Origin of the sequence: Azospirillum cavernae, assembly GCF_003590795.1 — a bacterium.
In the GTDB taxonomy this organism is placed as follows: domain Bacteria; phylum Pseudomonadota; class Alphaproteobacteria; order Azospirillales; family Azospirillaceae; genus Azospirillum; species Azospirillum cavernae.
In genome coordinates this window covers 34,026-46,913 of record NZ_QYUL01000004.1, presented here as the reverse complement: position 1 = coordinate 46,913, position 12,888 = coordinate 34,026, and the positions used below count along the sequence as shown (strand labels likewise).

General features: G+C 64.1%; 14 protein-coding genes. All 14 read left to right on the top strand.

The genetic code is table 11. The features are described from left to right. The 14 genes from D3877_RS23415 (at window position 1) to D3877_RS23345 (ending at window position 12,887) form a co-directional block, all read left to right on the top strand. Window positions 1-1,209 (top strand): hypothetical protein, encoded by a 1,209-nt coding sequence (locus D3877_RS23415; protein ID WP_119833228.1) that lies wholly within the window; start codon window positions 1-3, stop codon window positions 1,207-1,209. 58 nt (window positions 1,210-1,267) lie between these two features. Next, window positions 1,268-1,606 carry a hypothetical protein gene (locus tag D3877_RS23410; protein ID WP_119833227.1) on the top strand — a complete coding sequence of 113 codons (339 nt, stop codon included), beginning with the start codon at window positions 1,268-1,270 and terminating at the stop codon, window positions 1,604-1,606. Continuing rightward, the gene (locus D3877_RS23405) at window positions 1,590-2,303 is read left to right on the top strand and encodes a hypothetical protein (protein WP_119833226.1); all 714 of its coding nucleotides are present in this window, start codon (window positions 1,590-1,592) and stop codon (window positions 2,301-2,303) included. The genes D3877_RS23410 and D3877_RS23405 overlap by 17 nt, the downstream gene beginning before the upstream one ends. A 2-nt stretch (window positions 2,304-2,305) precedes the next feature. Next, complete coding sequence (locus tag D3877_RS23400; RefSeq protein WP_119833225.1) at window positions 2,306-2,848, top strand: hypothetical protein; 543 nt, start codon at window positions 2,306-2,308, stop codon at window positions 2,846-2,848. Further along, the gene (locus D3877_RS23395; protein WP_119833224.1) at window positions 2,848-3,534 is read left to right on the top strand and encodes a hypothetical protein; all 687 of its coding nucleotides are present in this window, start codon (window positions 2,848-2,850) and stop codon (window positions 3,532-3,534) included. The genes D3877_RS23400 and D3877_RS23395 overlap by 1 nt, the downstream gene beginning before the upstream one ends. Before the next feature lie 8 nt (window positions 3,535-3,542). Beyond that, window positions 3,543-3,992, top strand: a complete 450-nt coding sequence (locus D3877_RS23390) for a hypothetical protein (protein ID WP_119833223.1) — start codon at window positions 3,543-3,545, stop codon at window positions 3,990-3,992. Between the two features lie 95 nt (window positions 3,993-4,087). Beyond that, the gene (locus tag D3877_RS23385) at window positions 4,088-4,804 is read left to right on the top strand and encodes a hypothetical protein (RefSeq protein WP_119833222.1); all 717 of its coding nucleotides are present in this window, start codon (window positions 4,088-4,090) and stop codon (window positions 4,802-4,804) included. 53 nt (window positions 4,805-4,857) lie between these two features. Then, the gene (locus D3877_RS23380; protein WP_119833221.1) at window positions 4,858-5,247 is read left to right on the top strand and encodes a hypothetical protein; all 390 of its coding nucleotides are present in this window, start codon (window positions 4,858-4,860) and stop codon (window positions 5,245-5,247) included. A 553-nt stretch (window positions 5,248-5,800) separates the two neighbouring features. Beyond that, a complete protein-coding gene (locus D3877_RS23370; protein ID WP_158599979.1) occupies window positions 5,801-10,666 on the top strand; it encodes a phage tail tape measure protein in 4,866 nt (1,621 codons plus the stop codon). Next, on the top strand, window positions 10,666-11,073 hold the full coding sequence (locus tag D3877_RS23365) for a hypothetical protein (protein WP_119833218.1): 408 nt from the start codon (window positions 10,666-10,668) through the stop codon (window positions 11,071-11,073). Before D3877_RS23370 ends, D3877_RS23365 begins: the two co-directional genes overlap by 1 nt. Beyond that, a complete protein-coding gene (locus D3877_RS23360) occupies window positions 11,070-11,555 on the top strand; it encodes a phage minor tail protein L (protein WP_119833217.1) in 486 nt (161 codons plus the stop codon). Before D3877_RS23365 ends, D3877_RS23360 begins: the two co-directional genes overlap by 4 nt. Continuing rightward, window positions 11,552-12,055, top strand: coding sequence for an NlpC/P60 family protein (locus D3877_RS23355; RefSeq protein WP_119833216.1), 504 nt, complete (start codon window positions 11,552-11,554; stop codon window positions 12,053-12,055). The genes D3877_RS23360 and D3877_RS23355 overlap by 4 nt, the downstream gene beginning before the upstream one ends. Next, window positions 12,040-12,360, top strand: a complete 321-nt coding sequence (locus D3877_RS23350; RefSeq protein ID WP_119833215.1) for a hypothetical protein — start codon at window positions 12,040-12,042, stop codon at window positions 12,358-12,360. The genes D3877_RS23355 and D3877_RS23350 overlap by 16 nt, the downstream gene beginning before the upstream one ends. Next, a complete protein-coding gene (locus D3877_RS23345) occupies window positions 12,351-12,887 on the top strand; it encodes a tail assembly protein (protein WP_119833214.1) in 537 nt (178 codons plus the stop codon). The genes D3877_RS23350 and D3877_RS23345 overlap by 10 nt, the downstream gene beginning before the upstream one ends. The last annotated feature ends 1 nt before the right edge of the window (window position 12,888 follow it).

The window sequence follows — 12,888 nt, the reverse complement described above, 5'->3', positions numbered from 1 at the left end:
ATGCCCGAAGTTCGTTCCCTCAATGAGATCCAGCGCCGGTCGCCCGAAGCGGTGCTCGCCGGTCTCACCACCGAAGGCCAGTCCCGCGACGCCGGACTGCGCCTGCTGCGTGACGCCAACAGCTTCGGCATCGGCGTCCGCGACTACCTGCTGCTGTCCATCGACCCGCGCCTGTCCGAGACGCCGGCACGCTTCGACGGGCTGAACGGCTACGAAGCCTCGCTGGCCTTCCTCAACATGCCGGTGCGCAACGACTTCGCCAACGGCATCACCCTTCAGGCGGCGTCCCAAACCTTCCAGACCTGGGAAGGCAGCCGGGCGATGTTCCCGGAGGTGGTGGACGACATGATGCGGTGGGCCTACCGCCAGGACACCCTGGAGACGGTCGAACCGCTGGTCTCCAACAGCCGCACCATCTCCGGCCCGGAACTCATCACCGCCGTGATCCTGGACCCGGACAACGACAAGGACAACTACCGCACCTCCGTGGTGTCGGAAGGTGGCCGCATCCCGGTTCGCACGATCCGCATGACCGAGAATTCGGTCAAAATCTGGAAGCACGGTTCGGGCTACCAGACGACCTACGAGTTCAGCCGCCGGGCCTCGCTCGACATGCTGACCCCGTTCGCGGCGCGCGTTCAGCGCGAGCTGGAACGGTCGAAGGTCGGCGTGGCGACGACCGTCATGCTGAACGGCGACGGCGTGCATCCGGCGGCGGGCGTGGTCAAGCAGACGGCGTTCGGCGGCACCCAGTCCGGCCGGATCGAGTACAAGCCGCTGCTGAAGTGGCTGGTCTCGCGCGCCAAGGCGGGCGTGCCGGTGGACATGGTGATGGGCAACTGGGACGCCTACGTCGAGTGGCTGATGCTGTTCATGGCGCCGGCCATCGCGAAGGTCGCGTCCGGCGAAGGGCTGGACACCAAGACGGCGGCCGAGCGGCTGGCGTCCGTGGGCGTCGGTCTTCAGGCCAGCCTGCCGGTGTTGAACTTCAACGTCGGCTTCGCTCTGTCCTCGACCATGGGGGACGGCAAGCTGCTGGGCTACACCAAGGCGGAAACGCTGGAGGAGCTGGTCGAGGCGAACTCGATGATCTCCGAGAGCGAGCAGTCGATCCGCAACCAAGTCATCACCTACGTGAAGACCCAGAGTTCGGGCTACAAGCTGGCCTTCGGCGACACCCGCGAAATCTACGACTACACGACCGCCTGATCGTGGGCCGTGACGGGGCGTCGGCCAACGCCGCCCCTTCTGACTTTGGGGGACCCCGATGAAAGCCATCCTGAACACCAAGGGCAACTTCCTGCTGCTGGACCCATCGTCGGGCCAGGAGGTTCCCTATCACCGCCCGGCGGTGGTCGAGGTGACGAACTTCTTTCAGGCCCGCCTCGGCATCGGTCAGCTTGAGGTGATCCACGCCAACCTCCCGGACATCGCCGACGACAAGGAACTGGCGGCGTGCATCAAGGAGCATGGCGTGGATGAGGGGGTCGAGACCTACCTGCTGACGCTCGCCGCCCTGACGGCCACGCCCGACGAGGACGAAGCGTCGTTCATGCCGGAGACCTTGCCGCCCGCCAAGGCGAAGACCGATGGCGATCCGGTATGAGATCGCCGGGGAGGATGTGACGCTCGTCCTTCCCCTCCTCATCGACGGCGACGGCACGACCGCCGATGACGGGACCGTCGCCATCAAGCTGCGCGACCACATCGGCGCCCTCGTCTACGCCGACACGATCTCCCTGTCCGAGGACGCGACCGAGTTCCTGTTCAGCGTCGCCGCCCATCTGAACGAGAAGACCCGCGCGTTCGAGCGCCGGACGATCACCTACCGCTGGACCACCAGCGGGCGTCCGGCCAGCCGCACCGTGACCTATGTCCTGGCCGATTACGTGGCGATGGACGCCACCCCGGACATGGTGCGCGAGCGGTTGGGGGTCTCCCGCGCCGAACTGGCCGACACCGAGATCGACCTGTTGGGCGCCTACCACACCCTGGCCGACACCCTCGGCGGGACGGCGCTGGCCGACCGGCTGGCCTCGGGAACCACGGACATGCTGCGCGCCAACCGCGCCATCGTCCTGACCGCCGCCCTGTCCCTGCTGCCCTCCCTGCGCCTGAAGGCGGCCCAGGCCGAGAAGTCGGGCGACGAGAGCTTCACCCGCTTCGACATCGACTGGGGCGCCCTGGAAACCGCCCTGAAGGACGAGGCGGCGTCCTCGACCTCCAGCTCGGCGACGGGCACGGGCGCTCCGCTGTTCATGCTCTCCGTCGCTCCCGATCCGCTCAACCCGTGGGATGATTGACCATGCCCGAGATGTCCCGCCTGGGCGCGCGTTACGACACGACCTACCGGGACAGCCGGGGGCGACGGGTGACGGGCCGCTTCGTCGCCGTGCCGGAGAGCAACCCAACCCAGGTCGTCCCCCAGAAGCGCCTCTTCCGCACGCCGGCCAACACGATCCTGCGTCCGGGCGACATCCTCCTCGATCTCCCCGGCACGCGCTATCTGCTGGCGGAAGGACCGGCGGGCGTCTATCGGCAGGAGGTGGTGAAGCGGACCTTCCGCTGCATCGAACTGGACCATTATCTTCAATGGACGCGGCGCACCGCGAAGATCGACCCGGTGATGAAGGTCGAGATCGACGACGCCGTCGCCGACCTGGGGCTGATCTGGTGCAACGTCGATCCCCGCGACGAGCGGCTGGAGCGGTCCTCGAAAGTCGCCAGCAGCTACGAGAAGTTCAAGCTCTACACCAACGCCCCGCTCCAGATTGACGACAAGGTTGGGGACTACCTGATCGTCCGCGTCGAGAAGGTGGCCGGGGTCATCGTCGCGGATGCCCAGTGATGGCGGGGAAGAGGTTCGACCCCGACCTCATCCTTCGCAACGTCCGGGTCGCGTTCGAGGAGCGCACCGACCAGGAGATGGAGCGCCGCATCCAGACGGTGGTCCGCAACGTCCGGCGCGAGCAGTCCAAATTCTTCACCATCCTGGCGACCCAGACCATCGGCACGCTGAACACGCCAGCCAATGTGGATTTCGGGGCGGCCCTTGGTCCCGTGAAGGGTGGGCGCGTCCCCTGGGAGACTCTGTCCGATGGCTGGCGCAAAGAGAAGAACCCGGCCCACCGGGATCGGTTCTTCATGAACACCGGCAGCCTTGCCGAACAGTTGATGGCGATGTCGCCCTTCGACCTGTTCGGAACCCCGGACTATTACCGGGGCAAGCGCCTGAAGAACGACGCCAAATACACCTGGACCATCCGTCTTTTCCCCGCTCTCAGCCGCCGGTACCCCCAGTTCGCCGGGCTGGAGAAGCACCCGAAATTCGCCGCCAGCGGAGTCGGGAAGAAGTTCTACGCGCGGCCAGCCGGCGGCAAGGGCAAGCCCATCATCAAGCGGCCCTTGCTCCAGCCCTTCCTGGTGACGTGGAACCTGCGCCTCCAGAAGGTGATCCTGCGCACGCTGGGTCGTTCCAACTCCTCGCGTGAGGCCAACACGCTGGGCCGCACCATCGGTGGGGCCATCGAATAGGAACCGTCATGTCATCCCATTTCCTGCACCTTTTCAAATCCACCGTCCGCGTCGTGACCGACACGATCCAGGAGGTGAAGGACGCGGGCATCGCCGACGCCCAGTTCATGAACATGGACGACATGGCCGAGATCGCCGAATGGCCCAACGTGGACCTGATCGGCATGGCCCAGTTTTCCATCACGTTCGACGACCATCTGATCGACATGACCTGCGCCTTCGGCGTCTCGCCCTACCAGGACCGGCAACTCCTCCGGCACATCACGATCATGGATCGTCTGGTCGATAAGCTGAAGCCGATGGCGACCCACCCTGTCTTCCATGCGGACACGGGCGACAAACTCGGCTGGATGAAAGTCACCAATGGGACGACGGTGCGCGGCATGGAGCGCACCGAAAGCCGACCGCTTCAGTTCATCGTCGCCAGCTTCGTGACCAGCCTGACCTACCAGCTCTGATCCTGCATTAGCGTCGCGTTGCTAATCGCTATGCTGTAGCGCCAGATTCCCCCGTTGGTCATCCATTGGAGCACTGCTTTCCACAGGAGTGACCCATGGCCGGTGAGGCGAAATCCACCAGCTTCGTGCTCGGCACGGCGACCGTGATGATCGGCCCGCGTGCGGATGTGTTCGAGCTGACCCCCGAAGAACATTCCATTGGGCTGGTGAAGAACTTCACCCTCAGCGGCGATCCCTCCTACCTCGACCTGACGCATGGTGTCCGCAACACCATCGTCTATTCGGTGATGACCTCCTTCCCGATCAAGGCGACGATGGAGGTTTTCGAGTTCACCTCGAAGAACCTGATGTACGGCCTGGGTCTCGACGGCACCGGCCTGGACACCACGGCGGCCTCGACCACCGGCACGGTGCCGACCATTTTCCCGACCGCCACCGGCTGGTACGTCTGCCAGGAAAACACCGAGGGCCGCGACCTCGTGTTCGCCGGGCAGCAGAACGCGGACATCCCCGACAGCATGGGCTTCACCGCCGCCGCCCGCATTCGCAAGATGAACATGGTCCCGGTCGGCAAGAAGGATGAGCAGCCGTTCCTCGGCGCCAAGATCGTCGGCATCCTGCCCGAGGGCAACGAGCCGGTCACGATCATCATCCCGAAGATGCGCATTCAGAAGGGCTTCACGCTGGCCTTCACGACCGACAACTACTCGAACATGCCCTATGAGTTCACGCCGTTCGACACGGTTCCCGGCGACGCCCACCACACCATCTTCAAGGATGTGGGCGTGGCGATGATGCTGACCGGCAACTGACCGAGATGACCCCTCCGGTTTGAGCCGGTGGGGTCCCCATCCCCCGCGAGGACATGATGACCAACAGCCTCAACCGCACCCTGACCCTTGAGATCAACGGCAAGAGCCGTGACCTCTTCATGTCGTTCGGCCTGCTGAACGAACTGGCCTCCCTCCTTGGCGATGTGGACCGGCTGACCGAACTGCCGATCAATCACGAGCTGCGCACCGTCATCCTGAAGGCGGTCCTCTCCGAGCGCACGAAGGCCGGAAAAATCGTGACCGAGGCCGACCTGTCGGAGATCGACATGGACCCCCAGGACGTTCCGAAGATCCTCGCCTGGGTCGGGGAATGGGTGGTCGATTTTTTCATTCAATCCGGCGAAGCCGTGAAGTCGGTCTTCGTCGCGAACATGGAACGGGTGAAGTCCCTGACCTCCTCACCGAATGGTACCGCAGCCTGACGTTCGACGAGGCGATCTGCTGGGCGTTCGACACGCTGCCAAGCCGCCTCCGCGAACTCTATTGGTCCATCTCCTGGGATGATTTGCGCACCCAAGTCCGCCTCAAACTTGGGAACGAACAGGCAAAATCGAACCAGGGCGTCGTCTCCCTGATCTTCGTCGCCTCGAAGATATTCGGCGGCAAGTCCGGCCCGAATGGAGGCGCCGCCGCCCGCCCCGTGAAGAACGCCCGCGAAGCGCAGATGGCTTGGTCCGCTCTCATGCGGGCTTCAAAGGGTGGATGAACATGGCGACATCGGACTACGAGTTTTCCGCCTCCGTAAACACGACATCGGCCGAACAATCTCTCAAAAATCTTGAGAGCCTGCTGCGTCGTGTCGCCCTGGGGGCCATCCGATTTGACGCCGCCTTGAAAGCAATTGGCGGACAAGACCTTAAGATAAAGGACGTAAAATCCACTCTCAATGCCCTAAAGACTGAATTTTCTCTGCTGAAAGTAGGCGATGTCAACGCCTCGCGCTCGAACGCGGCGTTCGAGGGCGTCATCAAGGGCATGACCGACAAGGCGAAGGTCGAGCTGCGGAAGTTCGGCGACACCGCCAGCCTCGAAGCCAAGGCGTCGCTGAACCGCTTCCAGAACACGCTGAACCAGGGCGCCCGGTCTCTCAACCAGGACGGCCTGCTGAACGACGTGCTGGGTGGGAAGTTCAAGGCGGCGAACTCGACCGCTGGCCTGAAGCGGCAGATCGGCGACCTGACCTCCCTCTACAACAGCTTCTACGACAATCTCGGTCGGAAGCGGGAGGGCAGCTCCGTCCTGGAAAATCTGGGCGGCGCGCTGTCCCAGGCCCAGACCAAACTGAAGCAGGTCGCCGACCCGATCACGGCAACCGTTGCCGACGCGCGCAAGCAGGTTCGCGACCTCGGCGCCGAGCTTGCCTCGGTCGTGATGCAGTCCGACCGGAAGAAGCAGACCCTCGGCGCCCGCGCCTATGAGGGGGACGCCCTCTCCACGGTCAAGCGGGGCGGGATCGGCGACCTGTCGGATCAGCAACTGAAGCTGGCCGAAAAGGCGGCGGCCCGCGTGCGCGAGACCACGCGCGGCGAGTTGGAGAGCCTGAAGGCCCAGCAGTCCAGCGCCTCGGCCATCGCCCAGAAGAACCGGGAGCTGGAACGCACCGCGACCCTGGAAGCCCAGATCACGGCCGAGCTGTCGCGCCGGAAGTCGGCTTCGGCAACGCCGGTCAAATCGACCCAGGAAAAGGCCGACGCCTCCTGGGACATGACGTTCGCCCGCGTCAACTCGGGCGGCGGGGCCAAGCTGCTGGAGATGCAGGCCCGCCTGCTGGTGAACTATCAGGCCATCAACGCCGCCCTGTCGTCCTTCAGCTTCGGCGCCCAGTTCGTCAAGGAACTGGACGCCGAGATGCGGAACCTCCAGGCGATCAGCAACACCACGGACACCGCCATGCAGGGTCTGCGGCAGACGCTGATCGGCGTGTCCGAGGACACCAAGTTCACGGCGGTGGAGGTGACGAAGGCCGCCACCACCATGTCGCAGGCTGGGTTCTCGACCGACCAAATCCAGGGCGCCATCAAGGGCGTCACCCTGCTGGCGACCGCCACCGGGTCCGACCTTGCCCAGTCCGTGGACGTGGCGACCTCCATCGTAGGCGTGTTCAACGTTCGCGCCGAGGAGATGGGACAGGTGGCGAACCAAGTCACCTCGGCCCTGAACCTCTCGAAGCTGACCATGGAGAAGCTGGCGACCGGCATCCAGTACGCCGGCAACATCGCGGCGGACAACAACGTGAGCTTCACGGAGTTGGTCACGGTGATGGGGGCGATGTCGAACGCCGGCATCAAGAACGGTTCGACGCTGGGCACCGGCATCCGGCAGTTGATGATCGACCTTCAGAACCCGACCGAGAAGCTGATTTCGGGGCTGGCGAAGGTTGGCCTGACCATGGCCGACGTGGACGTGCGCTCGAAGGGGTTGATCGGGGTGCTCCAGACCCTGAAGGACGCCGGTTTCACGACGGCCGACGCGATCCAGACCTTGGAGGTGCGGTCGGCGGCGGCCTACTCGGCGGCGGCGAAGTTCACGGACGGCATGGCCGAGATGCAGCGGCAAATCCTCCTGTCGAACGCGGCGGTCGAGGCGAACGACATCCAGATGAAATCCTTCGAGAACACCTGGAAGCAGTTCACGTCGGTGTTCGGGACCTTCGCCGATCAGATCGGGCGGGGGGCGCTCCTGGCGCTGCGCGACCTCGTGGCCGGCATCTCGGAGGTCGTTTCGGCCATGTCCAGGATGTCCGCCATCGGGACCATCGGGGACGCCGGCATCGCCGCCGCCTTCACCGCCATGGCGATGGCGGCGCTGAACCTCATCAAGAACCTGACCCCGGTGCGCGCCCTGATCGGCGGTGTGGGCGCCGCCATGACCGCCACGGCGGCGACGGCGGTCTCCATGGCGACCGCCGTGAAGACGGCCGGTGGCGTCTCGGCGGCGTTCACCGCCAGCCTCGCCAGCTTGCGCGGCGGGCTGCTGACGGCCCAGGGAGCCACGGCGGCCTTCAGCACCGCCATGACCGGCTTGGTCGCGGTCCTGTCCCGTTTCATCGTGCCCGCCGCGATCTTCCTGATCGCCGAGAGCTTCATCTCCGGCGCCCGAGAGGCGGATCGCTACGCCTCGGCCATCGACCAAGCGAAGGCGAGGGTCGATGAGCTGAACGGTCGGGTGCAGCAGCAACAGGAAGCCATGCAGTCCGTCTCCAAGCAGATGGACATCTACCAGGATCGGTCGGAGCGCCTGAAGTCGCACCAGGACGAATTGAGCGTGGCCGTCCTGGAAGCCGAACAGAAATTCGGGAAGCTCGGTTTCACCATGGACGGGTTGGAGCCGACTTTCGACAACATGATGCGGGCCTTGCAGAACCTGCAAGGCAAGCTGGCCGAGGATTTCACCGGCAACCTTGAAGCCCAACTCGACGCCCTGGGCAACAAGGTCAGGACCACCCAGCTCCAACTTCAAAGCTTTGGAGACCTGAACCAGATCGGCCCGCTGTTGGCGGGGATCGGCGAGAGCGACGCCCTGACCGTGGAGCGGACAGCCGTCCCGAAGAAGGCCCGGACGGGGAACTTCGTCAACGACACCTACGAGGGTGTCATGGACATCGTCACGAACCCCGTTCAACGGTTCAAGGCGGACATGGCGGCCTTGTTCAATGACAAGGCGACCCTGGCCCAGCTCCGGCCCGACAGCATCACCGGCCTGAACACGTCGGCGCTGAAGACCGACCTCGGGAAGCAGATCACCAGCCACCTTCAGCAAGGCCCGAACGCCAACGTCAACGACGTCAACCGCAGCATTGGGGACATCGAGCGCCGGATCATCGAGACCCGGCGCTCGGGCCAGGACACCTCCGGGCTTGAGAAGCTGAAGGACACCCTGGAGAAGTTGAGCACCGGACTGGTCAACATCCGTGCCGATGAACAGAAGCAGAAGGACATCAAGGACAACCAGCTTCCCGCCGCCAAGTTCATGGAGACGGTTGGCCCCGCGCTGGAGCAGCAGGTTCGCGAGTACAAATCGCTCACCGACAGCGTGAAGCGACAGATCGATGCCGCCGGTTCGGCCCGCGAAAAGGACAAGGTCCTGAAGGAGAACCAGCCCAAGCTGGAGGCGGCGAAGTCCGCGCTCATGTCCGCGCGGGGCGGTTTGGCGGGGGATCAGCAGAAGGTCTTCGACAAGCTGATGGGTTCGACCATGAACGAGGTCGAGCATGTGGTCGAAGGCATGGGCGACGACATCGCCGACAGCCTGGACAAGGCCGAAAAGCGGGTGAAGCAGGAGCGGGCCAAGCGGCTCGAAGCCCAGATCACCCGGCTTGGCCGCTTCCGCAAGGGCGAGGACCCGAACCAGGGGGATGTCGAGAGCCGGATCGCCCAGGTGAAATCGGTCGGCGCCGAGCTGATGGACGCCGAGCTGTCGGCCTTGCGCACCCAGCTTGAGGGCGACAAGGATTTGGCCGGCAACCCGGAGGAGATCGAAGCCGCGCTGAACGAGCGGAAGATGGCGATCCAGGAAAAGATCGACGCCTCCGTCGAAGGTCTCGGCCGCCTGTATGACGGCATGGAAAAGTCGCTCACGCTGAAGACCGAGAGCGCCATGGCCGCCCTGAAGCGGCTGGACAAGGAGAGCAAGGAGACGCTGGAGCAATCGACCTTCGAGGCCGCGACCCCGACCCGGATGCGGTCGGTCACGATCAACGCCAAGAAGGAGATGGTCTCGCGTGGTCTCGCGAACGAAACCGACATCGTTGCCCTGGAAATGGACCAGCGCGACGACCAGGACAAGCTCGAAGAGACCATGGTCGGCCTCTACAAGCGGCGGGCGGACGACATCGCCGAACTGATGCGGAAAGCCACGGAGGCTTCCGACGCCGAGATCAGGAAGATGGAGGAGCTGAAGGCCGCGTCCGAGGATGCGACCAGGGGGCTGAACGCGCGCAAGGAAGCCCAGAAGGAATACAACGAGACCGTCAGCGAGCACAAAACCACCCTGAACGAAGTCACCTCCTTGACGATTGCGCACAAGGACGCCCTTCGTCAGGTCGAGGAGCAGCAAGAGAAGGTTCGGGCGAAGAACGACGACCTGTCCGGCAACTGGACGAAAGCCTGGAAGGCCAACACCCAAAAGACGCTGGAGACGGCGGGCGCGTTCAAGACCTTCCAGGACGCGACCATCGCCCTGGGGCAGACGGCCATCACCGAGGGGATGAGCGGCCTTTCGACGTTCATTTCCGATCTCGCGTCGGGCGCCAAGACGGCGGGCGAAGCCTTCCGCGACATGGCCCGGTCCTTCGCCACGGCTCTCTTGAACATGGCGTCGCAGCAGGCCGCCGCGTCCGTCATGGGGGCGCTGTTCGGGAACGCGGCCACCGGCAACTCAGGCGCCAGCGGGGCCGCCAGCGGCGCGTCCGGCGGCATCATCTCCTCGCTGGGGAGCTGGGTCAGCTCCCTGTTCTACACGGGCGGCCCGGTGCGCAACGCCAGCGGCACCCGGCTGCGCCTCTCCACCGGCAGCGTGTCGGGGGTGGATGTCGGGCGCGACAGCGTGGACGCGATCCTGCGCCCCGGCGAGTTCGTCATGAACAAGTCGGCGACCGACGCGGTGGGGGAGGATTTCCTGGCCGACTTGAACGCACGCGGCGCGGCGGCTCTGCCAAGTCAAATGCCGACCATGCCGAAGCCCACCCAACCGGCCCCGGTCAAGACGAACGTCTACGTCGTGTCGCCGGATCGCGCCCCGCAGATGGGGCCGAGCGATGTGGTCGCCACGATCAGCAACGACATCGCGACCGGCGGCTCCGTCAAGCAGCTCATCAAGTCCGTTGTCGCCGGGAGGATGTGATGGCCGATATCGAAGAGTACATCTGGAGCGCCTTCCGATGCTCCGTGAAATACGGCGATGTGAACCCGAGCATGCAATTCGGGATGAACTGGGAGTTCGTGGCGGCCCCGGAAGCCCCGGCGCTGAAGCAGCTCACCCTCCAGTATGAGAGCCTTTGCTACTATTCGGACTGGGACGCCGCCGGAGAATACCTCGTTCCCAACAAGGAGAGGAGTCCGGCAACCAACATGTGGCTGTTGGAGGCGTTCTACACCCGGCACCTCCGGCACAAGAAGTTCAAGATCGCCACACCCGGCTACGGCTATATTTACTGCCGCTTCAAAGAACCCCTCGAAATACCCGACGGCATTGTGGACGGCTACGGCTGGACCGAAAACTTTGAGGTTGTTCTCCAGGAGGTACGATGAGCCTGCCACCGACCGACCATCAATGGGACGCCGTGAAGCTGACGGGCGACGGAAAGGTCGATCTCTTCGAGATCGTCTGCCTGGATGGCATGAAGTTCTTCCTGAAGAACAGCGACACGGTGACGTACAACAGCGTCACCTACGAGGGGGTTGCCCTTCAGTTCGGGGGTTCCCGGCGCACCTCGAAGGAGGAAACCCCGCGCCCGTCGCTGACGCTGGTGAACCCGGAAGGGGTTTTGAGCCAGTATGTTTTGGATGAGCTGTTCGACTTCGGCAAAGTCGTTCGTCGTCAACTTCTCCGCACCGAGTTGGACGGCGACACCGGCGCCCCCTACGAGGAAAAATACTTCATCTCGCGGGCGACCTCGCTGACGAAACGAAGCGTGACCTTCGAGCTGCGCGGCTACAGCGACCGGTTCAACGCCAACATACCGGCCCGCATGTACATCCTCCCGGACTTCCCGATGGTGAGCCTGCAATGACCCTGCGGTATGAACATCTGATGGATCGTGAGTTTGTCTTCGGCAAGACCGATTGCCTGACGCTGGTGCGGGACATCTATCGGGACAACTTCGGCATCGCCATCACCAACTACGCCCGCCCCACCGCGTTCTGGGAGCACGGCTTCAACCTCTACATCCAGTTCCAGGAACGGGAGGGGTTCAAGATCGTGGATTACGACCCCTTCGGGATGCAGCCGGGCGACGTGTTCGTGTGCGCCATCATGACCAAGGTCCCGGCCCACGCGGCGGTCTATCTGGGGGATGGCCGGGTGGTCCACCACCTCCCCCCGAGCGAGCGGCAACCCGCCCGGCGGGGACGCCCCTCGGTCGATCCCGTTAAGGGCCTCATCCGTAACACCCTGTGCGCTTGCTTGAGGCATGGCGACGTGGTGGTAAAGGAAGAGTTGGGCGAACCGGTCAATTTGATTGAAAGCGCCCCGGATTTCATCAAACGGAGGCTGCTGTGCCCGAGCGCCTGACCGAGTTTTACTCCGACGAGGGACCCGAGCGCATTGGGTTCATCTTCAAGGACGGAACCATCGCCGAGGTGGTGAACGTCTACGAGAACCCCCTGGAAGGGGCCAGCATCGCGCCGGAAGACCTGTTGGAATGGCTGCCCCATTCCTCCGGCCTTTGGCACACCCACCCCGGCAAGCCGTCGAATCTCACCGTCCAGGACATGCGGTCCTTCAAAGCCTTCCCCGATCACGCCCACTACATCGTGGGCCAGGACGGGATCGCCAAATATGTGGTGGATCGCGGCGAGGTGATCCGATGCGCGTGATCTTCCACGGTCATCTTCAGAAGCTGTGCCCCGTCGTCCATGACATGAAGGTGGACAGCCCGTATGAGGCGCTGACCGCGCTGGTCGCCCAGATTCCCGTTCTGCAAATCGTCCGTGGCGGCCAAGGCTACCCGTGCCGGGTCGTCGGGTTCCGCACCCCCCAGGCCCTGATGCGGCGCAGCGACGTGGAGGAGATCCACGTCATGCCCGACTACACGGTGGCCGGCAAAGCCGGTTCGTGGATACAGATCGGGATCGGCGCAATCCTGGTCGCGGTCGGCGCCTACACCGGCAACGCCTTCCTCATCAACGCTGGCGTCGCCCTCATCATGGGCGGCATCCTCCAACTGCTGGCGCCGTCGCCGAACAAGGACGGCAACCCCGACGCCTCGAAATATCTGGGGGCGCCGAAAAACACCGTGGCAATGGGCACGCGCATCATCATCGCCTATGGCGTCAACCGGCTGTACGGGCAATTCCTCTCCTACGATGTGAATGTGATCGGCGTCCCTGTTGCTGGGGAATGAG